Origin of the sequence: Cohnella herbarum (genome assembly GCF_012849095.1) — a bacterium.
GTDB lineage: Bacteria > Bacillota > Bacilli > Paenibacillales > Paenibacillaceae > Cohnella > Cohnella herbarum.
Genome location: NZ_CP051680.1, coordinates 104,342 through 126,243, shown reverse-complemented (window position 1 = coordinate 126,243; position 21,902 = coordinate 104,342). Strand labels below are relative to the sequence as shown.

General features: G+C 52.4%; 22 protein-coding genes. 4 read left to right on the top strand and 18 right to left on the bottom strand.

What is annotated here, in order from left to right:
- Positions 1-112 precede the first annotated feature (112 nt).
- The 4 genes from HH215_RS00600 to HH215_RS00590 form a co-directional block, all read right to left on the bottom strand.
- Positions 113-1,045, bottom strand: coding sequence for a cation diffusion facilitator family transporter (locus HH215_RS00600; protein ID WP_254450648.1), 933 nt, complete (start codon positions 1,043-1,045; stop codon positions 113-115).
- A 78-nt stretch (positions 1,046-1,123) separates the two neighbouring features.
- Entirely contained in the window at positions 1,124-2,032 is a 909-nt protein-coding gene (secF, locus tag HH215_RS36230) for a protein translocase subunit SecF (protein WP_254450322.1), read from the bottom strand.
- A complete protein-coding gene (secD, locus tag HH215_RS36225) occupies positions 2,022-3,296 on the bottom strand; it encodes a protein translocase subunit SecD (RefSeq protein WP_254450321.1) in 1,275 nt (424 codons plus the stop codon). The genes secF and secD overlap by 11 nt, the downstream gene beginning before the upstream one ends.
- Before the next feature lie 122 nt (positions 3,297-3,418).
- Positions 3,419-3,730 carry a post-transcriptional regulator gene (locus HH215_RS00590; protein ID WP_310735533.1) on the bottom strand — a complete coding sequence of 104 codons (312 nt, stop codon included), beginning with the start codon at positions 3,728-3,730 and terminating at the stop codon, positions 3,419-3,421.
- Between the two features lie 151 nt (positions 3,731-3,881).
- Between HH215_RS00590 and spoVB the strand changes: the two genes are divergently transcribed.
- The gene (spoVB, locus tag HH215_RS00585; protein ID WP_310735532.1) at positions 3,882-5,480 is read left to right on the top strand and encodes a stage V sporulation protein B; all 1,599 of its coding nucleotides are present in this window, start codon (positions 3,882-3,884) and stop codon (positions 5,478-5,480) included.
- Between the two features lie 3 nt (positions 5,481-5,483).
- Here the strand turns inward: spoVB and HH215_RS00580 are convergent, their stop codons facing one another.
- Positions 5,484-6,206, bottom strand: a complete 723-nt coding sequence (locus tag HH215_RS00580; RefSeq protein ID WP_169278127.1) for a YetF domain-containing protein — start codon at positions 6,204-6,206, stop codon at positions 5,484-5,486.
- A gap of 223 nt (positions 6,207-6,429) precedes the next feature.
- Between HH215_RS00580 and HH215_RS00575 the strand changes: the two genes are divergently transcribed.
- Together HH215_RS00575 and HH215_RS00570 are read left to right on the top strand one after the other, a co-directional pair.
- Positions 6,430-6,828 (top strand): TIGR04086 family membrane protein, encoded by a 399-nt coding sequence (locus HH215_RS00575; RefSeq protein WP_169278126.1) that lies wholly within the window; start codon positions 6,430-6,432, stop codon positions 6,826-6,828.
- A gap of 96 nt (positions 6,829-6,924) precedes the next feature.
- Positions 6,925-7,782 (top strand): phosphatase PAP2 family protein, encoded by an 858-nt coding sequence (locus tag HH215_RS00570; protein WP_169278125.1) that lies wholly within the window; start codon positions 6,925-6,927, stop codon positions 7,780-7,782.
- Positions 7,783-7,841: 59 nt separating this feature from the next.
- Here HH215_RS00570 and yajC read toward each other — a convergent pair whose 3' ends face one another.
- Together yajC and tgt are read right to left on the bottom strand one after the other, a co-directional pair.
- Complete coding sequence (gene yajC / locus HH215_RS00565; RefSeq protein ID WP_169278124.1) at positions 7,842-8,159, bottom strand: preprotein translocase subunit YajC; 318 nt, start codon at positions 8,157-8,159, stop codon at positions 7,842-7,844.
- Between the two features lie 17 nt (positions 8,160-8,176).
- Positions 8,177-9,310 (bottom strand): tRNA guanosine(34) transglycosylase Tgt, encoded by a 1,134-nt coding sequence (gene tgt, locus HH215_RS00560; RefSeq protein ID WP_169278123.1) that lies wholly within the window; start codon positions 9,308-9,310, stop codon positions 8,177-8,179.
- A 76-nt stretch (positions 9,311-9,386) separates the two neighbouring features.
- Here tgt and HH215_RS00555 point away from each other — a divergent pair, with 76 nt between their 5' ends.
- Positions 9,387-9,833, top strand: a complete 447-nt coding sequence (locus HH215_RS00555; RefSeq protein WP_169278122.1) for a hypothetical protein — start codon at positions 9,387-9,389, stop codon at positions 9,831-9,833.
- On the opposite strand, the gene queA is transcribed toward HH215_RS00555, so the two are convergent.
- The 11 genes from queA to HH215_RS00500 all read right to left on the bottom strand — a co-directional run bounded on the left by queA (position 9,767) and on the right by HH215_RS00500 (position 21,786).
- Positions 9,767-10,873, bottom strand: coding sequence for a tRNA preQ1(34) S-adenosylmethionine ribosyltransferase-isomerase QueA (queA, locus tag HH215_RS00550; RefSeq protein ID WP_169278121.1), 1,107 nt, complete (start codon positions 10,871-10,873; stop codon positions 9,767-9,769). The two genes, HH215_RS00555 and queA, sit on opposite strands and share 67 nt — an antisense overlap.
- 3 nt (positions 10,874-10,876) lie before the next feature.
- Positions 10,877-12,997, bottom strand: coding sequence for a SpoIID/LytB domain-containing protein (locus HH215_RS00545; protein ID WP_169278120.1), 2,121 nt, complete (start codon positions 12,995-12,997; stop codon positions 10,877-10,879).
- 19 nt (positions 12,998-13,016) lie between these two features.
- Complete coding sequence (gene ruvB / locus HH215_RS00540; RefSeq protein ID WP_375140479.1) at positions 13,017-14,030, bottom strand: Holliday junction branch migration DNA helicase RuvB; 1,014 nt, start codon at positions 14,028-14,030, stop codon at positions 13,017-13,019.
- 24 nt (positions 14,031-14,054) lie between these two features.
- The gene (ruvA, locus tag HH215_RS00535) at positions 14,055-14,675 is read right to left on the bottom strand and encodes a Holliday junction branch migration protein RuvA (RefSeq protein WP_169278119.1); all 621 of its coding nucleotides are present in this window, start codon (positions 14,673-14,675) and stop codon (positions 14,055-14,057) included.
- Positions 14,675-15,175, bottom strand: coding sequence for a crossover junction endodeoxyribonuclease RuvC (gene ruvC / locus HH215_RS00530; protein ID WP_169278118.1), 501 nt, complete (start codon positions 15,173-15,175; stop codon positions 14,675-14,677). The genes ruvA and ruvC overlap by 1 nt, the downstream gene beginning before the upstream one ends.
- Positions 15,176-15,433: 258 nt before the next feature.
- On the bottom strand, positions 15,434-16,126 hold the full coding sequence (locus HH215_RS00525; RefSeq protein WP_169278117.1) for a BofC C-terminal domain-containing protein: 693 nt from the start codon (positions 16,124-16,126) through the stop codon (positions 15,434-15,436).
- A gap of 64 nt (positions 16,127-16,190) precedes the next feature.
- On the bottom strand, positions 16,191-17,936 hold the full coding sequence (locus tag HH215_RS36780) for a LysM peptidoglycan-binding domain-containing protein (RefSeq protein WP_310735531.1): 1,746 nt from the start codon (positions 17,934-17,936) through the stop codon (positions 16,191-16,193).
- A gap of 144 nt (positions 17,937-18,080) precedes the next feature.
- Complete coding sequence (pheA, locus tag HH215_RS00515) at positions 18,081-18,959, bottom strand: prephenate dehydratase (RefSeq protein WP_169278116.1); 879 nt, start codon at positions 18,957-18,959, stop codon at positions 18,081-18,083.
- Positions 18,956-19,969, bottom strand: coding sequence for a homoserine kinase (gene thrB, locus HH215_RS00510; RefSeq protein WP_254450320.1), 1,014 nt, complete (start codon positions 19,967-19,969; stop codon positions 18,956-18,958). Before thrB ends, pheA begins: the two co-directional genes overlap by 4 nt.
- Positions 19,970-20,012: 43 nt before the next feature.
- Positions 20,013-21,299 carry a homoserine dehydrogenase gene (locus tag HH215_RS00505; protein ID WP_169284157.1) on the bottom strand — a complete coding sequence of 429 codons (1,287 nt, stop codon included), beginning with the start codon at positions 21,297-21,299 and terminating at the stop codon, positions 20,013-20,015.
- A gap of 49 nt (positions 21,300-21,348) precedes the next feature.
- Positions 21,349-21,786, bottom strand: a complete 438-nt coding sequence (locus HH215_RS00500; protein ID WP_169278115.1) for an ACT domain-containing protein — start codon at positions 21,784-21,786, stop codon at positions 21,349-21,351.
- Positions 21,787-21,902 lie beyond the last annotated feature (116 nt).

Sequence of the window (21,902 nt, the reverse complement as noted above, 5' to 3'; positions counted from 1 at the left end):
TCTTTATTGATCCTTGTTGAATTATATACTCCTTAATCGCGAACAAATCCGCCGGCAGAGTGACGGCGGATCGAATTCGTAAAACGATTTGATAGCCCTAATTAACTAAAGATTATTGCAGCATCGACGAGAGCTCATCGTCTGAATGATTGGATTTGTAAGGAAACCCGGGATCGAACGGCTGTACCTTCACGTTCACCTCCGTAATGTGGAGGAACCTCTTCGTCAGTTGGCGGCGCACGCGTTGCGCTACGTCCTGCCCTTCGAATACGCTGATTCTCGGGTTTACGCGGATCAAAACATCCAATACGATATAATGGCCTTGCTCCCGAGCCTTCACTTCGTCGACGGCAATGACTCCGTCCACTCTCTGGACAGCCTCCAATAACGTTTGGGCATCCGCATCGTCGATCGCATGGCGATCGGTCGCGCGCGCTCCGGACGCCAAGCGGTAGCCCATCCGCACTACGAACACGGCGATGACAAGGCCGGCGGCCGGATCTAGAACGTATAGGACCGGCATGTCGTAGAGGTCTCCTACGACCGCTCCCGTCGTACCGACTAAAGCGGTTAAGGAAGCGAATATATCTGAGCGGTTATCTCCCATCCGGTCCATGCGTATTCCGCATCGGTTATCGCGACTTCTTTTGTACCGAATGAGTCCTTCGCGAACTCCGATACCCGCTACGATTACGAATACCGCGCCAACGCCAGGAGCCTCGTCGACTCCGTTAGCGATCGAACGAACCGAGGAAATCCCGATCTCGATTCCCGCAACGAGCAGCAACGCCGACAATACGATCGCTACCGCAGATTCCGGCTGCTGACGGGACGGGCTCGCCGCATTCGGATCTAAGCGCGCTTTGCGAATGCCAAGATAAGACGTGACCGTACCGGCGCAGTCGGCCGCAGATTGGCAAGCGTCCGCCAGCAGAGCTTTACTTCCCGTCAACCACCCGACCGTGCCTTTCATAATAAACAAGCCGAGCAGCCCCCACATGGATACCAGTGAGCCTTGTTCCGCGGAAACGGAACGTTGTTCCATAGCCACTAGAGCCACTCCTTTCCTGATGCTTGAAACGGTTGGTCCAAGACAACAACAATGCTGATCTGCGGACTCGTATTAATTCGTGCTTTGCGGTTTAACGGCGACTTTCTTGATCGGCTGCTTTTTCTTCAAGTACAACCAGAACTGGCTCGCGATAAAGATCGAAGAATAAGCGCCGCTAACCAATCCGAAGATCATGGCTAACGAGAATAGCTTAATGGATTCGCTACCGAAGATAAATAGGCAAACCGAAGCAATCAGAACCGTAATAACCGTATTAATGGATCGGGCAAGCGTCTGCCAAATGCTGTTGTTTACGAGCAAATCAAGATCCGCATGGGTCTTAATTTTGGCGAAGCGCAGATTCTCGCGAATCCGGTCGAAAATTACGACAGTATCGTTGATTGCATAACCGATAATCGTAAGTACCGCCAAGATGAACGGTAAGTTCACTTCGAATCGGAAAATGGAGAACATCGAGATGACGAAGAACGCGCAGTAGATCAGCGATGTTACCGCAGCGATGGCGAAGCGCCATTCGAACCGCATGCTCACGTAGATAACGATCCCTAGGCAAGCGACGGCCATTCCGATCAAAGCGCTCTTCTGCTGTTCCTTCGCGATGTCGACGTCTACGATGTTGACCTCGAAGGATGCGTCCGCATCGATGTTCGATAAGAACGCGGCTTTGAAATCTTTCTCCTGCTGTTCGTTAAGTGCCTGCTTAAAGCGGATCGAATCCCGATTTTCGGCAGTCGTAAGCGTATAATCGCCTAATTTCTGATCGTCAAGGAACGTTCTTAGCTTTGCTTCCTCAACGGATTTCGTAGTCGAAATATCAACGGAAGTACCGGAACTGAAATCAATGCCGTAGTTCAATCCGAAAATACTGACGGCGAAAATACCTAGAAGGGTAATGATCGCTGAGACAATGAGAAACTTACGACTGGATTTGACGAAGTCAAAAGTACGTTTAGAGCGCATTGATCTCACCTTCCTTCACGCTGTAATTACCCGGTTTGTTAAACCGTCCGCTCTTGACGAGTATGCTCAACAGGTAACGCGGAAGGAATACGTTCGTCAGAATATTAATGATGATACTCGCGATCAGAACGACGGCGAAGCTCTTGACGATACCGTGACCCATGAAATAAAGCACCCCGGCCGCGATAAGCGTCGTGATATGAGCGTCGATGATCGTACGGAAGCTGTTCTTAGCCCCTGCGCGAAGCGAGGATGAAATCGTCTTGCCGCTGCGGAGCTCGTCCTTGATCCGTTCCGCCGTAATAATGTTCGAATCCACCGCGATCCCGATTCCAAGCACGAATGCCGCAATGCCCGGGAGCGTTAACGTGGCGCCCATCAGATAGAATACGCCGAGCAATACCCAAACGAACACGATCAAGCAAATGCTGGCCACTATGCCAGGCAATCGATAGAAATAGAGCATGAATAGCAGGATCAGCACGGAAGCGAGACCGCCCGCGAATAACGTATCATGCAACGATTGCTTCCCTAAAGTCGCCCCGACGCTTTGCGTATATTTCTCGGTCAATTTCAACGGTAGTGCACCCAAGTTGATGATATCCGCCAATTGTTGCGCTTCTTCACGCGAATTTTGGCCGGTAATGACTGCCGAACCGTCCGTAAGTGCTTGCTGTACGACTGGTGCGGACTGAAGCTCGTCATCGAGGAATATCGCTAAGTTTTGACCGATCAGCTTGGTGGAAACGTCCGCAAGCTTCTTCTTGTCGTTAACGACGATTCGCACCATCAGGGAGTTTAAGTCGCCCATCTCCACTTTAGCCGCGCCTTCTTTGAAATCGGAACCGTAAAGCTCAACGTTACAATAGGAACCGTCGGCGCAACCGACCGAACTGCGGAATTGAAGCTCCGCCGGACGTTTCATCAAATCGCGGATTTTTTGCACCGCTTCGTCCCGTTCCTTGTCCGTAGTCCCCGTCGAAATAGCGATTTTCAACCGGATCCGGTTTTTGCCCTCGGTCGTGACTTCGGGCTCCGCGACGCCTGTCTTATTCGCGCGATCCTCGAGGCTTTTCGCGGTTTGATTCAGAGCTTCTTTCGTTACGACGCCGCCTTCCGTTAACGGATGCGCTTCGTACAAAATCTCTACTCCGCCTTTCAAGTCTAGCCCAAGCTTCGTTTCGTTCAGTAGTCCGGGCGTAAAATAACCCATGATCCCGAAGCTAACGAGTACAACGAGCACGAAAGCTACTATTCGTTTCATCTCTATTGCGGTCCCCTTTCGATTCTCAATGTTCCTATTATACCTACGTGATCAAAAGGAAGTCAAAAAAAAGAAAGCCTTCCCCGAATGGGGATGACTTCCTTTCAATCATGCACGAAAACTCATTTGCGAATTTCGCCTCTGTACATGCTTAAAGTAATGAAATTCATAAACTGCGTCACTTTAAGGGACAAAATGTCGTTAACGACTTCATGCAGCTGCGGCGTGCCTTTTTTATGATATTTATCGCTGACGCACTCCCATACGTCGGCTCCCGTCACTTGATCGTATCCGATTAAATGGAACTCCTCCGCTTTGCTGCGGCACAACTGCTCGATCGTCTCGTTAATCTCGCTATCGTTCAACTCGGGCTCGGGCTCGGACTCGCTAACGCGAATCTCGTCGTTCGGCGACTCTTCTTTGTGCTCTTCCACCTATGAATTCCTCCCGACTGGTGAATGTGCGTCGTTCCCTATCATGCTCTTTAATCATTCGATGCACAAGCCTAAATTCCTGCCAAAGGCATGAAGATGGACAACCACCGCATACATATGGACTAACCTACCTCAGGGAAGAGGGATTTCATTGAGCTTGCGCAAACAATCGTTTATCCAGGGAGCCATGATCCTGCTCGCCGCCGGTTTATTGAACCGAATACTCGGGTTCGTCCCTCGAATCGCCCTGCCGCGCATGATCGGCGCGGAAGGCGTCGGTCTTATACAACTCGTCTACCCTTTTACGATCGTATTGCTTACTTTGATCGCGGGAGGTATTCCGCTTGCCGTGGCGAAGCTCGTCGCGGAAGCCGATTCCAGAGGCGATCACGAATACGTCCGCCGGATTTTGCGCGTTGCGGTGACGCTGGCATTGACGATAAGCCTAGTTTCCGCTGCGGTATGTTTCGTCTTATCCGACTTCATCTCCACTAAGATCATGACGGATTCCCGGGTTCATACCGCCTTCCTCATGATGATACCCGTTCTGCCTCTAGTTGCGGTATCTTCGGTCTGGCGCGGTTATTTTCAAGGAAAACAAAATATGATTCCAACCGCGTTGTCCCAAACTTCGGAAACGGTGTTCCGTATCGTACTCACCTTGTTGTTCGCTTGGTTGTTCTTGCCATACGGATTGGAGATGGCCGCCGCGGGCGGCGTTCTCGGGATGGTGGCCGGCGAATGCGCGGGGCTTATCGTCTTGTGGGTTCAGTTTAACCGGGATCGTAAAAAACCCGAAGAAGCGCAACCGGATCAATCGTTAACGCCGGATTCCGCGACGCTTGCTATCGGTAGAGGAAAAAAGCCTTTGAGGCAATTATTGCATACCGCTATCCCCGTGACCGGCAGCAAAATGATCGGGTCGTTGTCCTATCTGTTCGAATCCATCCTGACCGTACGAAGCTTAACGATTGCTGGGGTAGCGGCGGCGGGGGCTACCGCTCAGTATGGCGCCCTTCAAGGAATGGTCATTCCTTTGCTGTTGCTCCCCGGAGCGCTTACCTATTCCCTTGCCGTTTCCCTAGTTCCTTCATTATCCGAAGCGGCTTCGCGCGGCGATTGGGCTACGATCCATATCCGTCTGCATCAATCGATGCGTCTAGCCATCGTAACCGGAGCGCCATTCGTCGTCCTCCTCGGCTTAATGGCTGGACCCATCTGTACTTTGTTATACGGCGACGACTCTATGGCAGACATGCTAAGATGGATGGCTCCTCTTGCGATCTTCCTCTATATGCAAGCACCGTTACAAGCCGCGCTTCAAGCGCTGAACCGTCCTGGAACCGCTTTGTTCAACACGTTCGCCGGAGCTGCCATCAAGCTGATATTAATCGCGCAACTGGCTACGAATCCGGATTACGGCATTATCGGAGCCGTAATCGCGATCGGCGTCAACATGGTGCTCGTCACCTTGTTGCACTGGATCAGCGTCGCCAGATTGACCGGCTTCCGAATGTATCCGCTCGACTTTCTGAAAGTTACCGTAGCGATGGTCGTCATGAGCGCGGTTGCTTTATGGATATGGAATTTCAATCTTCTGAAGCAAAGCAGCTTTAATTTGGGACTCGCAAGCCTAGCCGCTGTCGTCGTTTATTTACTGCTGCTCATCCTGATGAAGTTAATCGACCGACACGATGTCGCGCGCGTACCGATTATCGGTCGCATTTTCTTCCCGAGAGGTCAGCCGTAACGACTATTTCTTATCGACGTAAAGCTTACCCTTATGATCGATGCTGCAAAAGAATACGTTTTTGAAATTATCCACTTCGTAATTTTGCAGCTCGCTCTTCAGCCAAAACCGAGTTTTTCCGACCTTCTCCAAATTATCGTCCTGAACCTGACCGTCGAGAATGAGCGGCAACGGAAGGTTCTCGTATCTGATCTTAGGTCTGATCTCCGTTTTGCCGTACGAATCATTATTTGAAGATTCATCCGATCTACCGGTTTCTTCTCCGGATGCTTGTCCGGCTTCTTTCTTGATTACGGACAGCTTCCCTGTGGATTCCAGGACGGCTAACTCGACATCGGCGATTTCGGTAACTTGGTTTTCCCTTAATTGAAGCATCAAATCATCCAGATTATACCTCTGCTTGTGCATTTCTTTCCGGTTTAAGTGACCGTCCCGAATAATAACGCTCGGCTTCCCGTCGAATAAAGTTCTCAAAGTTCTGCTCTTCAAGGAGAAGAACGCGATGCCGATTTGGATGAGGACCAGAAGCAGTATCGGCGCTATCGCGAGAAACATCGATTTTTCCGTCGACTCGATAACGATAACGGCGATCTCGGCGATCATGATCGAGATCACCAAATCAAATACCGAAAGCTTGCCGATTTCGCGCTTCCCCATCAAACGCATGATCAGGAATATAAAAAAATACATGAAAGTCGTTCTTAACAAAATCCCGGTCAGTTCCATAATCTCCCCTCCGATTATCAAGGCATAGTGATTTACTGCCGGTAGAAAAGGCTTGGACTTCTATTGTCACCGGGCATCTAAACGCTCATTCTCTTCGTCGGTGCGGAAAATTTGGTAATCGGTTAATCGATTTAAGACAATCGAGATTTCGAACCAGCCTGTACTACGATGCAAACCGCCGCCATAAGCTGATACAAACGAGTAATAGAAGGAGTGATTTTCCTTGAGTTCATTTTCCCGCTTGTTAGGACTTCGTAATGCATCGCCTGTTGCTTCCGGTTTATATTGGTCGGGGATATGGCTAGCCATAGGGGCTTTGGTTCTATCTATCCTGCTCATGGGCTCTTCCCTTAGCGAGTCGAACATGTTGCCGTGGGTTTTCGGAGTACACGGATGCTCCGCGTTAGCCGGAGGTTTCGTATCGGCCAAGCGTTCCGGAAGAAAGGGTTGGTACTTCGGAATGGCGAACGGATTAATGTATTCTATCCTGTTGCTCATTATCAGCTTCCTTGCGACCGATTCGAGTTGGACGATGGCCGTGCCTATCCTGATCCTGATTACTTGTTTGGCCGGCGCTTTCGGAGGCATGCTCGGGGTTAATGCAAGTTCCAATTCGCGATAAGGAGGACGTGAGGACGAGGGGTGGAGATTAGCTTGCCGATAATGTGATATAATAAGTCGGTGTTAGCATCTTCGAGAGTCGTATGGGAGGCGCGTCATGATTTTGTTTCGCAGTATGTCGACCGTGGCAATAGGCTCCGTATTCGCGGTCAGCATCCTCATCGCTTTCGGTACGGGAAAACAGCCCTTCGCGGCCGCATGGAGTTTTCTCAAGACATTGGTCGTTTCCCGTAAATACTTACTGTTTTTTATCGCGGTCATAGCGATCATGATCCTAAATAAAAACGAGCTCCAATTGGAGAACTGGCTAAAGGTTCCTTACGATCTTACCCCGGTCCTAAGCGGATGGGAAGGAAGTTGGCAGGCTTGGCTTCAGACTAACCTTCAATCCGAAGCCTTAACCGCCATTTGCGCCGTCTTCTATCTCGTCATGTTTCAGTCCGTCATGATCGCATCCGTCGGAATTTACACTCACCATAAGAACATGAAGCTATATTACGCTTTCTGCATCGCGATCTTGATCAATTATTTCTTTGCGGTGCCTTTCTATTTATTCGTTCCCGTCAATGAAGTCTGGTTCGTGCATCCGCAGGTTCGCTTTCTATTGCCCGACGTATTCCCTGCATTCGAACAGGAATATCGCTCCTTGTCCGGGCTGAACAATTGTTTCCCGAGCCTGCACACGTCGATCTCGGTCACTCTTGCGTTATTAGCAAGTAAATCCGGCATACGAAGATGGGCGATATTTGCTTGGATCAACGCGATCGTTATCATTTTCTCGATTTTCTACTTGGGCATCCATTGGTTTACCGATATGGCCGCAGGAGTCGTTCTCGCGTTGTTCTCGGTGTTCGTGGGACTTAAAGTCGGAGCATGGGCGGAAAACAATTCGCTCGTCAGCCTAACCTTACGCACTAAAGCCAAGCTTAAAGCTTCCCGCCCCGTCGGTTCATAATAAAAAGCCTTTCCGCCTTGGAGTTTATCCGGGACGGAAAGGCTTTTTTGTCGTATTCGTTATTCTCCAGCTTCGCTCTTCTCGTTAGAACGAGCCGTTACGTTATTGATGGAAGAACGGTCGAACGTTAACTTCGTTACGTCATTCACTTTAAGAACGACGGTATCGTCGGAAATCTCGGCGATCGTTCCGTGAAGTCCGCCCACGGTCGTAACTTTATCGCCCTTCTTCAAGGCGTTAAGCATGGAGCCGCGTTGCTTTTGTTTCTTTTGCTGCGGACGAATCAGCAGAAAATAAAAAATAGCAAACATCAGTATGAAAGGCGCAAGGGTGTAAAGAAGGTTGCCACCTCCGCCAGCTGATTCCGCTAACCACATATGTGTTCCCTCCTTTCTTAGAAACCGCTATCGTTGTGAGCCATTCCGTATTTCTCGAAAAATTGATCCCGGAAAGTACCCAGTCTGTCTTCCCGAATTGCCTCCCGAACCTGAGCCATTAAATGAACCAAAAAATGCAAATTATGTATGGTCGTCAGGCGAAGTCCGAACATCTCGTCCGCTTTAATCAGGTGTCGGATATAGGCGCGGGAATAATTCTGGCATGCATAACACGAACATTCCGGATCCAAAGGACCGAAGTCGCTGCTGTACTTGGCGTTGCGAACGACCATTCTGCCTTGGCTTGTCATTAGCGTTCCATTGCGAGCAATGCGCGTAGGCAGAACGCAATCGAACATGTCCACTCCGCGAATGCTTCCGTCAAGAAGCGCATCCGGAGAACCGACTCCCATTAAATAGCGGGGTTTGTTGCTAGGCAGCAAGTGGATAGTCTCCTCCAACATTTCGTACATGAGCGGCTTAGGCTCTCCAACGCTCAGTCCACCCATAGCATACCCCGGAAAATCAAGGGAAGTCAAATCCGAAGCGCTCATCTTTCTTAAATCTTTATGCATGCCGCCTTGGACGATGCCGAATAGCGCCTGATCGCCCGGACGCCCATGCGCCTTAAGGCATCTTTCGGCCCAGCGGCTTGTTCTCTCCGTCGATTGTTTAACGTATTCGTATTCCGCAGGATAAGGAGGACATTCATCGAAAGCCATGATAATGTCTGCCCCTAGGGCATTCTGCACGTGCGTCGCGCTTTCCGGCGTCAAGGATAGCTTATCACCGTTAATGTGCGAGCGGAATTCGACGCCCTCTTCGGTAATTTTACGCATTTCGCTTAACGAGAAGACTTGGAAACCGCCGCTGTCCGTCAGAATCGGACGATCCCAATTCATGAACTTATGCAGTCCTCCCGCTTCCTTCACGAGCTCATGCCCCGGACGAAGAAACAGATGGTACGTGTTGCTTAGAATAATTTGCGCTCCCAGAGATTTAAGCTCTTCCGGGCTCATTCCCTTAACGGATGCCTGCGTACCTACCGGCATGAACGTAGGCGTCTCGATTATGCCGTGCGGCGTATGCAATCTGCCCAGTCTTGCTCCGGTTTGGGCGCACGTTTTGATCAATTCGTATTTAACTGCCATTCTGTTGGTCCTTCCTTCGGACAGGATTGGGATATGTGTCTTTTTCCTCGTTAATAATTTACTTCAAGGATTAGCGGTGCTGAGCACCGTTAATCCCAGCTTTGGGCCCTCTTTCCACGGAATAGCGGTGCTGAGCACCGTTATTTCCGACTCTGGCTCCTATTTCAGCGGAATAGCGGTGCTGAGCACCGTTATTTCCAGCTCTGGCTCCTATTTCAGCGGATTAGCGGTGCTGAGCACCGTTATTTCCGGCTCTGGCTCCTATTTCAGCGGATTAGCGGTGCTGAGCACCGTTATTTCCGGCTCTGGCTCCTATTTCAGCGGATTAGCGGTGCTGAGCACCGTTAATCCCAGCTTTGGGCCCTCTTTCCACGGAATAGCGGTGCTGAGCACCGTTATTTCCGACTCTGGCTCCTATTTCAGCGGAATAGCGGTGCTGAGCACCGTTATTTCCGCTTACTTAATGAACATGGCGTCTCCGAAGCTAAAGAAACGATATTTATGCTCCACGGCTTCGCGGTAAGCGTTCAGAACGTTATCGCGCCCTGCAAGGGCGCTTACCAGCATGACTAGAGTCGATTTCGGAAGATGAAAGTTCGTTATCAACGCATCGACCATCGTATACTCGTAACCCGGATAAATAAAAATATCCGTCCAACCGTTGCATGCCTCTATTCGCGAACCTTTGAAGCGTTGGCCGACCGTTTCCAGCGTCCGCGCGGACGTCGTCCCTACGGCAACGATTCTTCCGCCGCTTTCCTTGGCTTCGTTAAGAAGCCTCGCGCTCTCTGCGCTAACGGAATACCATTCCGCATGCATCTCGTGCTCCTCGATCGTATCGACCGATACGGGGCGGAAAGTTCCTAGCCCTACATGCAGAGTGATCGGACAAAGCTTAACGCCTTTCTCTTTCAATCGCTCTAGGAACGATTCCGTAAAATGCAGTCCCGCCGTAGGAGCCGCCGCCGAACCTTCGTTGCGGGAGTATACCGTTTGATATCGCTCTCTATCGGACAATCTTTCTTTAATATACGGCGGCAGGGGCATCTGCCCCAGACGTTCCAACAACTCGTTGAATATCCCTTCGTATTCGAAACGAATCGTGCGGGCGCCCATCTCGCCTTCGGCTTCGACGACGGCGGTCAGTAACGGCGGAACGTTCGCTTGGCCATTCTCGCTATTTCCGCCATCCCCGCTCCCCCCGCTTTCTCCATGATCCGAAACCGAAACGCCGAAGCTCATTCTGGCGCCTTTGTGAATCTTTTTCCCCGGCCTTACAAGCGCCTCCCAAGTATCGCCCTCGAGCCTCTTGAGCAACAATAGCTCGACTTTCGCGCCCGTATCCGATTTAACTCCGAACAGACGTGCCGGGAGTACCCTTGTGTCGTTCAACACGAGCGTATCTCCCGGGTTCAAATGCTCCTCTAAATCGGTAAAAGAGCGATGCTCGATCCGCCCGTTACTTCGGTCGAGGACCAGAAGACGGGATGACGTCCGCTCTAGCAACGGAGTCTGGGCAATAAGCGCCTCCGGTAATTCGAAATCGTAATCGCTAACGTTCATTGTTTAGGCATCCTTTTCGATCGTCACATTCTTGTAGTAGTATTGCAGGATATATTGGTAGTCATACCCTTGTTCGGCTAGACCTCTTGCTCCCCATTGGGACATGCCTAAGCCGTGTCCGAACCCTTTGCCCGAGAAAATAAACTTCGGAGTTGTCGTTCCGGCTCTTAGTTTCCCATTGCCGTCCATGACATAAAGATTCTGATCCTGGATCGCGCGTACCTGGCCGTCGCTATCAACCGCTTGCAGTCCACCGCTCTGAGCCGGGATCTCTCGAGTCGTGCCGTCGCCGTTCAAGACGGTGTAACGGCCGGTTTCTTCCACCGAGAACAGCGTGCTCTTTAATCCGTTCAAGGCGCCGCGCAAATTATCCCCGACCCCGACGTTCACCGCGATCCCGTTCGCTTTGACTTCCGTCACCCTTCCCGAAGGGCCTGTCTTAGACACTTCCAATGTAAGCAAAGGTCCCGCGATCGGAGTTTTGGCTCGTTTGTTCAAAGCCGTCAGCAATTGCTCGGAAGTCATGGGAGCTTCTATCCAACTGTAATCCGTATACTCCGGAACTTTGCCCAGTTCCACGACGAGCGCTCCTGCTCCAAGACGGGCGATCGGCTCGACCGTCGAGACGATTTGCGGCCTCGATCGGACTGCCGTCCCCTCCCCCGTTACCTTCAAGTAATTCGAACCGCTGATATGATCTTGCCCGCTGTCTACGACCAGATCGGAACGAATGTAACCGACATCTCCCAATGGCAGCGCGACGTAATACCAGTCAAGCTTGCCGTTCTGCGGCCCTTCGTCCGGACTCGCGACTCCCGCTGACAGGTAGGAGTTGTCTCCTCCCCAAATCTCGATCTTGTTATCAGCCGTAATTCCGCCGGAATTCGCCGAGAATACCGCGTTAATGATTTTGCCGCCGGATGTCAGCACTTCTCCTGCCGTCTGGGTTACTCCGGCCGTCGAGTTCGGGTTTTCCGAGCTGATTCCGTTGTACGCTTGACTGAGCGTCGTATCTACGACGTTCGCGATTTGGTAGCCCACCCCTGCAAATAAAGCATAGGAACGAGCGGCAACGGCCTGCGCCTTCTGCGCTTCCAAAGGCCAGCTCGCGCTGACTTCGCCTCCCACGACGGAATAGAGATATTGTTCGAAGTCGACATCGTTAACGACGGCAAGGGATTGATTATATACGCTTACTTCCATGCTGCCGCGATAGATTCGTTTGCTGCGTTCGACAAGTTGGATTCCGCCCTCGCCCGCAGGATCTGCTCTCAGCACGGCGCCCGCGCTTACGGGAATAACGTACATCGGAACCGCTATATTCTTGCTGCCGTTGTATGTCATATCGTTGCGTATCGACGCGTAAGGCTCATTCGATTCGGGAACGCGAACGTTCAACGCGCCAGCCGCCGCTGCGGCCTGTTGCAACGAAGCTAGCGTTGAACCGTCCTTCTCCTGTCCTATCCGCAAGATATAGCTTAAAACGCCATTCTGCGGCTTCAACGCAACGAAAGCATCCAAGCCGGCTCCGCCAAGTTGATCCGCCGCCGACTTAGCTTCCGCTTCGCTGGAATAGGGACCGGCTTCAACTCCCCATGGCCCCGCAACTCGGGCGCTTTGCAATGATTTCACTCCGGAAGCCACGCCTGCATTCGTCCATTTCGTCAAGGCGGATGCAGCTCCAGCCGCGCTGGAATAAGCTCCTTCCGTCACTTGGTAGACGATTTGGCCGGCTTTGGATAACTGGGTAACGAACGCCGCGTTAGAAGAGACTTGTACCTTCTTCAGCACGGCAAGCGCGGAGTTGAAGTCTGCCGTCTCTACGATTAGCGCCCGATAACCGTCCATTCCGAAACGAACGCCTTGCCCTGCGGGAATCGTCGTCACCGGCAGATTAACCTGCGGATCTCGCCAATAAATATTCAAACCTCCCGCCGATTGCAAGGTAGCAACCGGAGTGATGGACTTAAACGTGCTTCCGTTCATGAAGAAGGCGACTCTAATAGTATCCGGGACGGTTACCGCCGCATGGGCGACATAACCGCTCGAGCTGGAAACGACCGACGCTAGCAGAAGGGACATAAGAAATAAACGAGCAAAAGGGCGCTTAACGTTCAGGGTCATCGAGTTCTCCTCCGTCCTGTCATCCATTCTGGGTGGGTACAGGCAAACCTAAGTGCTTACAAGCCGCCGCCGTCACGATTCGTCCTCGCGGCGTTCTCTGCAGAAACCCGATTTGCATCAAATAAGGTTCGTATACGTCTTCGATCGTCTGGCTCTCTTCTCCAATGGAAGCCGCGATCGTATCCAACCCGACCGGCCTTCCTCCATAATTCTGAATCATGGAACGCAACATCTTATGATCGATGCTATCCAGCCCCATCGGATCGACTTGGATCCTCTCCAACGCATCATGTGCGACCGCATCCGTAATGATGCCGTCTCCCCTCACTTGCGCATGATCCCGAACTCGCTTCAACAACCGGTTGGCGATCCGCGGCGTTCCTCTCGCGCGTCTGGCAATCTCGCGGGAAGCTTCCCCGACCATGCCGACCCCGAATATTTCGGCCGTACGGGTCACGATGTACGACAGTTCGTCCTCTGTGTAGTATTCCAGTCGGCTGACTACGCCGAATCGATCCCTTAAAGGCGCAGAGAGCAATCCCGCCCGCGTAGTCGCCCCGATTAACGTAAATTTCGGCAAATCCAAGCGAACGGAACGGGCGCTAGGCCCCTTTCCGATAATGAAATCCAGCGCGAAATCCTCCATCGCGGGATACATGACTTCTTCTACCGTCCGGTGCAAACGATGAATCTCGTCGATGAACAGAACGTCGTTCTCCTGAAGATTCGTCAGGATGGCGGCGAGATCGCCGGGGCGTTCGATCGCCGGCCCGCTCGTCGTGCGGATGTTAACGCCAAGTTCGTTGGCGATAATGTTCGATAGCGTCGTCTTCCCAAGTCCCGGAGGACCGTACAGTAGCACATGGTCTAACGGCTCGCGTCGCATCTTCGCGGCCTCTATGTAAATCTTCAGATTGTCCTTCACTTGCGCTTGGCCGATGTATTCCGCCAAATAGCGAGGGCGCAAGCTGTATTCCACCGCTTGGTCTTCCATCATCAAGTGCGCGGTGACGATACGCTCGTCTTCCATCATTCGGCCTCCTTTCCCGCTTGCGGATTATCCTTGGAACAATTGCTGCAATGCTTTCTTAATCAGAATATCCGCGGACTCCTCGCCCGTTACCTTCTCCTTCAACGACAACCAAGCCTTGTCCAGCTCGACATCGCGATACCCGAGACCCGCCAACGCCTCGCGAGCTTCCGCCCAAGCAGCGCTGCTGCTATCTGTCGCAACGGGAGCCTCGATCTCTATCATCGAGGCTAGCGCCCAACGGCTGTCTATCGTTCCTAGCTTGTCTTTCAAATCCAAGATCATACGTTGAGCCGTTTTCCTACCGATTCCCGGCAGTTTAGTCAGAAACGCAATATTTTCTTGTTGGATCGCCGCCACGACCGCTTCAGGCCGCCCTCCCGCTAACACGCCGAGAGCTACCTTGGGACCGATTCCCGACACTTCTAGCAATCTACGAAATAAGGCTTGTTCGTCGCGCGTCGTGAACCCGAATAGATGGATCGCATCTTCGCGAACATGATGATAGATAAACAATTGCACGGGCTCTTCCGTACGCGCTAAGCCGTAAGGGTTCGGCGTAAAGACGCGATACCCGACATCGCGAACGTCGAGCACCACGTACTCGCTCTCCAAGTGAGCTACTTTCCCTCGCAAATAATCGATCATTAACGCGTCACTCCGTTCATTCGGTCGTTAAGGACGATGGAGTGGGCATGGCAGATCGAAACTGCAAGCGCATCGGCAACATCGTCCGGCTTCGGTATCGCGGATAGTTTAAGCAACATCTTAACCATTTCCTGAACTTGTCTTTTCTCCGCGGCTCCGTATCCGACGACCGCTTGCTTCACTTGCATCGGCGTATACTCCGCGATCGGCAGTCCCCTTTGCGCCGCCGCTAACATGAATACGCCGCGAGCTTGTCCAACGCTGAACGCGTTCGTCACGTTCTTATTGAAGAACAGCTTCTCAACCGCGACCGTATCCGGTTTATATTGATCTAGCAGGCTGCAGGAAGACTCGTAGATTTGCTTCAGCCTGATCTCCTGCGGCGTTCCCGCGGCCGTCTCGATACATCCGTATTGCACGGGCGTTAATTTATGCCCCGTCTTGTCGATAAACCCGAATCCCATAATGGCTATCCCAGGGTCGATTCCCAGTACTCTCATGAGTACGATCCCCCCGCTCAGTCGCTTTCGCTGCATAATTCATTTAATTATATCAAATGTTCCCCCCTATGAGAACAGAAGGAGAACGCAAATCCGTAATCCTCCATCGTTTCGCGGGCCTTCTTCACCTTTCCGTCAAGGCTTCACGCGTTTTCCACCGTTGCAAAATAGTCCGAAGGGCTCACGATCCGCAGCAGGAAAACGCCGCACAAAAAGAGCATCCTCATGAAGGACGCTCGCTGCACGGTCATTATTCAGTTACTGAGGAGTCGCCTGCGATTGCGGATCGGCGAACTCGTTAAATGTCGACAACACGCTGTTGTATTCGTCCTTGTCAGCGACGCGGATTCCTTCCGCCAGTTCTTTGACGCGTTCCTCGGACAGTCGCGACTCCAGCATATCTACGTCAAGTTGGAAGAAGGTACGGATGACCTTCTCCTGCCAAGGAGGACCGTCGAACAAAGACAGGTTTCCGTCCTTATCCACGCCCATGAAGGCGGTTTTGCGGCAATTCGGCGATAAGTCGTCGACCGCTTCCTCCATCAGGACTTTTCCTTGGGAATCGAAGCTGGCGCTCCACTCGCGATGAGATTTCAGAAGCTCCGCAGCCTCGGCCGAGGAGAGTCTTCCTAATTGGCGCGTTTCTTCGCCGCACAAATAGGTGCGATGAAGGACAAGCTGGACTTGTCCTTGCCAGTCCCTCAGAGCGCGAAGCGTCAGCTCGCGCGACGTCGCGTTCGGATCCAAGGAGAGGTTGTCCACCCAGGCTGACGCCGATTCCATCGGCAGGAATACCTCCGACGGATTCAGCGCGATCATTCGATAAGCCAACCAAGAACCAGCAAGCGTTGCAAGGAGGAAGAACGCTACTCCTGCCCCAAGCGACCAGACATGGCGGCGTTTCCTCTTTAACGATTTCTTTAGCTCTTTCAGAATGCGGAAGCGAGACACCGGAATCCCCTTCTCTGCTTTTTTCTTTATTGTTGCCTGGGAATTCCGGTGATATGCGCTTTATTTACCATTTAATCCAAGGTAGGCTTTCTTTGCGTTTAGGCCTGTTTACTCTCGCTGCCGCTGGTTTTGCTTTCGGACGGGCCTGGCGCTTCTTGGCAGGGGCTGCTTTTACGGTCAGCAGGCCGTCTCCGCCGATATCCGCCCGTTTCTCGTCCTCTTCCTCATCATCTCTGCACGAATCAAGAGGAGACATGGCAGGCATCGCGGGAAAACCCGGCATCGTCGGGATTGGAGGTATACCGCCGTAATACTGAGGCCCGTAATAAGGATTCATCGAACCGCCGCCAACGGGAATATCTCCCATCGGCGAAACATAATAAGGGTTTACATTCGCACCCGGGAACGCGTTGGCTGGACTGACTTGCGATCCTGCATACGAATTGGCCTGACTGACTTGCATTCCCGGGAACGAGTTGGCTGGACTGACTTGCGATCCTGGGAACGCGTTGGCCTGGCTGACTTGCATTCCCGGGAACGCGTTTGCCGGGCTGACCATTTGTGACCCGTATCCGTATGGACCGGTAGCGAAAGGCGATACCATCCCGTTTGGAGTTACTCCGTAAGGAACTCTTCCGTCTGCATATCCCGTTCCCGGATAAGACTCGGAATAGGCGGCTGCGTTCGCGCCCGAAGATGACGGCCAACTGGAAGGTCCACCGCAAGTTTTGCAGCCTGACGCCGGTTTTCCGCCGCCGGCCATGAACTGACCTTGCATACCCGGTACCGAAGATGGACCCTCGGGAGGACTGTAAGAATAATCCTGGTACCCGTACAGTCCTCCGATGTGGCCCTCCAAAGGCGCAATCCCAGGCTGATTCCCAAATCCGAAACCGTACCCGGCATGCATAGCTTCTTGCTGAACCATCGGCTGAGGCATTCCGTACTCATATCCGCCGCCATGTCCGTAGCTCGCTTGCGCGTGTTCCATCATCCCTACAGGTTGCTGTACTCCATATCCGTAGCCTGGATACGAGTTCTCCATGCCGACGGACTGCTGCATGCCATATCCGTAGCCTGGATACGCGTTTTCCATACTGACAGACTGCTGCATGCCATATTCATTGCCATAACCGTGTGGCATAGCTTGAGAATACGTCATAGGTTGTTGGACTGTCGCTTGTACCGCAGGAACCGGATACTGTTTAAACAATTCAACATGCTCATGGATCGCGATCCCGTAGATCGGTTTAGACTCGGCGATCGGCTTAACCGGTTCCGGAGCAGGCGTCGGAACGGGAGCCGGCAAAGGCGTCGGTTGGGGAGCGGGTTGTTCGGCGATCGGCGTTACGACGACCGGAGGAGGCGCGGGGACCGGTTGAACGGCCGTGCTTGCTTTACCGCCGGATGCCGGCATTACGCCCGTATTCGCTTTGCCTTGTACGGAAGCGCCGTGCATCGTTGCCGTTGTCGATTCGTTTCCGCTCTCCGGTTTCGGGATGTTAACCACTTCGCCCGTCAGCAAAGCATTCGGATTCTTGAGTTGCGGATTGGCCTTGATCATATCGGTCAGCTGTATGCCCCATGCTTTAGAAAGCTTCCATAAGGTATCTCCTTGCTGCACGATATGATGATGAATAACTTCAAGTGCCGTCTTCGGTTGCGAAGGAATCTTCACCTTCATACCTACTTCAATCGCATCGGGGTTGCTGATTTCCGGATTTGCCTTAACGATGTTCTCGAGCGAAACATCGTATTTTTTGGCGATCGAATAGAGCGAATCCCCTTGCTTAACCATATGGATCTTCACGCCATTCCCTCCTGATGATGGACTTAGCTCACGACCGGGCGAATGCCCTCGCGCAATCTTTACATCCTATGCAGGGAATGGGCGTTTGACATCCTAAATCAGAAAAATCCGACAGCCTCGAGGCACGTCGGATTACTGACTCTCTTATTTCCCTTCGAAAGGCAAGCTGGGGTACGACCCCAAGAGGCGAACCTGGCAACCGATCGCTTCGATTTCCGCGATGGCCGCGGGCAGAAGCACGGTGTCCAACGCATACTCGATATCGATGTAAAAATAGTAGTTACCGAGCTTTTTCTTCGTTGGCCTTGATTCGATCTTGGATAAATTGATGCGCCTCCATGCAAAAGCGGATAACACTTGATGCAGCGCTCCCGGATAATCTTCCGGAAGCGTGATGAGAATGCTTGTCTTCCGCAGCGGAGCATCGGGCTTCTCGTACGGCATATTCCCGATAAGCAGAAACCTCGTGAAGTTGTTGTCGTGATCCGTTACCCCGGACTTGAGAACGTCAAGTTCCATTTCCGAAGCGGCTATCTTCGTGCCGAGCGCCGCCCAGCCTTTGCCGGGATTGTTCTTAACCATTCGCACGCCTTCGCTGGTACTGCTTAACGTTTCAAGCTCCGCATGCGGCAATGTTGCACGGATAAATTGCAGGCATTGCGCCATGGCGACGGGATGACTCATTACTTTCGTAATTTTGCCCGGATCCCATTCGCCGTTATCGCCCGCTAGCTCGGTTGCCGAACCGATTAAATTCTGAATGGAAGGGTACACCCACTCCGCACGAATCGGCAAGTCCACTTCATGGACGAGCCAATCCATATGCAAGCTAACGGAACCGTCTATCGTATTCTCGATCGGAATGACGCTCCAGTCCGTAACGCCTTTGGCCGTCGATTGGAATACGTCGGAAATCATCTTGCAATATACGAATTCAACGTCTTCGTTCCGAAACAAATAGCGTACCGCTTCATCCGATACCGTGCCCATTGGCAATAGCGCAACAGAGTTGAGTTTACTCATACGCTCACCTCCGCCGTTCCAAATAGTTGATGAGGCTCCAGTTGATAATCGGGGTCGTTCCCGTCTACGATCTGAACCGACGGGCCGTGCAGACAGGGGACCAACCATCTCGTCGTTAGCTTAACCCCTTCTTGCGCCATTACTTCATGTACGAACGCGATCAATTTCCCGTTCCCGGATTCCTCGCTCCTGGTTAGCAGCAGTAAGGTCGGCCCAGCGCCGGATAACACCGCTCCAAGAGCGCCATGCTCCGTTGCTTCCCGAAGAATTCGCTCCATGCCGGGAATAAGCGCGGCACGGTAGGGCTGATGCAACCGATCCCTCATCGCGTGGCCGAGCAAATCCAATCTTCCCGTCGCTAAAGCCGCCGTAAGCAACGAAGAATGCGTTACGTTAAACACCGCGTCCTTCATCGTAATCTGTTCGGGAAGGACGTTGCGCGCCTTCTTGGTCGACAATTCGAATTCGGGGATCGCTACGAGAACGTCCATCCCGGCCGGCGGTTCAAGCCGGACATACTCCGCTCTAGATCCGTCCCAAGCGGCAACGATAATTCCCCCGAATAACGAGGCGCCTACATTATCGGGATGTTTCTCGAGCGCGGTCGCCATCTGAAACAATTCATCGTCCGTGAGCGCATTGCCGATCAATGTATTCGCGGCCACAAGAGCTCCTACGATGGCTGAAGCGCTGCTGCCGAGTCCCCTCGTCAGCGGAATGTCGCTGCGAATGCCGATATCCAGCTCCGGAAGCACGACTCCCGCTTTCTCGAACACGGCTTGCGCTACCGTATAGATCAAATTCGTCTTATCAAGCGAAACGCCTTCCAGATTATCTCCGACGAGCGTGATCCGGGTCTCCGAAGCCGGAGCCATGCTCACCCATGCGAACAGCGATAAAGCGATTCCGAGCGAGTCGAATCCCGGACCCAGATTAGCCGAACTCGCCGGTACCTTGACGATGACCCGTCCGCTCGTTACTTTAGCCTCTTTTGCATCCATATTACGCATAACTAGACTCCTTTAATACTGTAGTAGCCGCGATCAGTCCGCATTAACCTTCTACGCGATACACGCTCTTGATCTTCCGAACCGCAGACAAACTCTCGAATGCATTCAGTACGCCGTTCATCGCGGCTTTGCTCGCTTCGTGCGTAATAATAATAATCTCCGTGCTAGATTGATTAGGTCTGGATGGCTGCATGACGGATTCGATACTGACGTCGCAGTTGGAAAATACTTGCGCGATTTGAGCCAATACGCCCGCGCGATCCTCGACGTGCAACAACAAGAAAAACTTCGAAGCGATCTGCTCATCCGTTTTTAACTTCACTACGTTATAGGCGAGTTGCGCTTGGTGCCCGTTCACGCCTAGCTTCATGTTCTTGATTACGGCTACCAAGTCCGCGACGATGGATGTCGCCGTCGGCATTTCTCCGGCTCCCGCGCCGTAGAACATCGTTTCTCCGACCGCTTCGCCATGTACGTACACCGCGTTAAACACGCCGTTGACCGATGCGATCGGATGCGATTGCTTAATCATCGTCGGTTGTACGCTAACGCTAATGAAATCGTCTTGCCGCTCCGCGATGCCGAGCAATTTCACTTCATATCCTAAACGTTTCGCGTATTGAATGTCTTCTTGGGTCACTCCGCTAATGCCCTTTGCGGTGACGTCGTCCAAAGAAACGTTTGCCCGGAAGCCGAGCGACGACAAGATCGTCATTTTACGAGCGGCGTCCAGTCCTTCCACGTCGGAAGTAGGATCCGATTCCGCATAGCCGAGCTCCTGCGCTTCCTTCAGTACGTCCGCATAGGCCGCGCCTTCCTGGCTCATCTTCGTCAAAATATAGTTCGTCGTCCCGTTAACGATTCCCATGATTTTCGTAATCCGATCGGAAGAGAAACCTTCGATCAGGGTACGGATAATCGGAATTCCTCCCGCTACGCTTGCTTCGTACAAAACGTCGCAGCCTTTGTCGCGCGCTTTCGCCAATATTTCCGGGCCGTGCAGCGCCATCAAATCTTTGTTCGCCGTAACGACGTGTTTCCCCCGTTCCAGCGCTTCCAAAATATATTCCTTCGTTTGGGCAACGCCGCCCATCACTTCAACGATCACGTCAATATCCGGATTGCGTACGATTTCCCACGGATCTTCCGTGAGCTTGGCCGCATCGACTTGGATGTTGCGCCCTTTCGTACGATCCTTCACCAGGATTTGGGCGATCGAGATGGGCGAGCCAACCTGATTGGACAAGTCTCCCTGATGACCCTCCACGATCCTGACGACCCCCGTGCCAACCGTTCCTAAACCTAATAAACCTACTTTTACAGGCTTCATCATTGTTCCTCCGCTCCTGCTGTCCCCTAATCTTAGACCTTTATATCCATTAGCTGCGCCCGACTACGGTAGCCCGTTTGACGCCGTCTAACGATCGTAATTGCTCCAGAAGCTCCGGCAAAGCGCCGTTAATGATCGTCGTATCCAAGGAAACGACGACGTTCGCCATTCCTTGAAGGGGAATGGACTGCGAGATCGTCAGCACGTTGCCGTCGCTTGCCGCCAGCATTCCGAGCACCTTCGAGAGCACGCCCGAACGATGCTCCAAATCCATCGACAAGGTCGCGATAGATTCCCGCGACGTCTGCTCGATCGAATAGACGCCATCTTTGTATTTGTAATAGGCGCTGCGACTTAAACCAACCTTCTCGGCGGCTTCGTGAATCGTAGCCGCTTCGCCTCGCCGCAACAGTTCTTTCGCTTGCTCCGTCTTGAGAATGCCGTCCGGCAGCAAATCCTCGCGGACGACATAGTACCGTTCCGCCATTCTGCGTCCTCCCAGAAAAGACGAATGTTTGTGTATAGTGGACATTATATCGAATCAAGAGACAAGCGGCAATAGGCAAATCAAGCTTATAAGAAATTTGTAAGTTCCGACTGCTA

What these genes read in the sequence shown, in the direction of transcription:
- HH215_RS00600 (WP_254450648.1), bottom strand. Translation starts at nt 1,045, where the DNA reads ATGGAACAACGTTCCGTTTCCGCGGAACAAGGCTCACTGGTATCCATG.
- secF (WP_254450322.1), bottom strand. Translation starts at nt 2,032, where the DNA reads ATGCGCTCTAAACGTACTTTTGACTTCGTCAAATCCAGTCGTAAGTTT.
- secD (WP_254450321.1), bottom strand. Translation starts at nt 3,296, where the DNA reads ATGAAACGAATAGTAGCTTTCGTGCTCGTTGTACTCGTTAGCTTCGGG.
- HH215_RS00580 (WP_169278127.1), bottom strand. Translation starts at nt 6,206, where the DNA reads ATGGAACTGACCGGGATTTTGTTAAGAACGACTTTCATGTATTTTTTT.
- HH215_RS00570 (WP_169278125.1), top strand. Translation starts at nt 6,925, where the DNA reads ATGATTTTGTTTCGCAGTATGTCGACCGTGGCAATAGGCTCCGTATTC.
- yajC (WP_169278124.1), bottom strand. Translation starts at nt 8,159, where the DNA reads ATGTGGTTAGCGGAATCAGCTGGCGGAGGTGGCAACCTTCTTTACACC.
- tgt (WP_169278123.1), bottom strand. Translation starts at nt 9,310, where the DNA reads ATGGCAGTTAAATACGAATTGATCAAAACGTGCGCCCAAACCGGAGCA.
- queA (WP_169278121.1), bottom strand. Translation starts at nt 10,873, where the DNA reads ATGAACGTTAGCGATTACGATTTCGAATTACCGGAGGCGCTTATTGCC.
- HH215_RS00545 (WP_169278120.1), bottom strand. Translation starts at nt 12,997, where the DNA reads ATGACCCTGAACGTTAAGCGCCCTTTTGCTCGTTTATTTCTTATGTCC.
- ruvB (WP_375140479.1), bottom strand. Translation starts at nt 14,030, where the DNA reads ATGATGGAAGACGAGCGTATCGTCACCGCGCACTTGATGATGGAAGAC.
- ruvA (WP_169278119.1), bottom strand. Translation starts at nt 14,675, where the DNA reads ATGATCGATTATTTGCGAGGGAAAGTAGCTCACTTGGAGAGCGAGTAC.
- ruvC (WP_169278118.1), bottom strand. Translation starts at nt 15,175, where the DNA reads ATGAGAGTACTGGGAATCGACCCTGGGATAGCCATTATGGGATTCGGG.
- pheA (WP_169278116.1), bottom strand. Translation starts at nt 18,959, where the DNA reads ATGAGTAAACTCAACTCTGTTGCGCTATTGCCAATGGGCACGGTATCG.
- thrB (WP_254450320.1), bottom strand. Translation starts at nt 19,969, where the DNA reads ATGCGTAATATGGATGCAAAAGAGGCTAAAGTAACGAGCGGACGGGTC.
- HH215_RS00505 (WP_169284157.1), bottom strand. Translation starts at nt 21,299, where the DNA reads ATGAAGCCTGTAAAAGTAGGTTTATTAGGTTTAGGAACGGTTGGCACG.
- HH215_RS00500 (WP_169278115.1), bottom strand. Translation starts at nt 21,786, where the DNA reads ATGGCGGAACGGTACTATGTCGTCCGCGAGGATTTGCTGCCGGACGGC.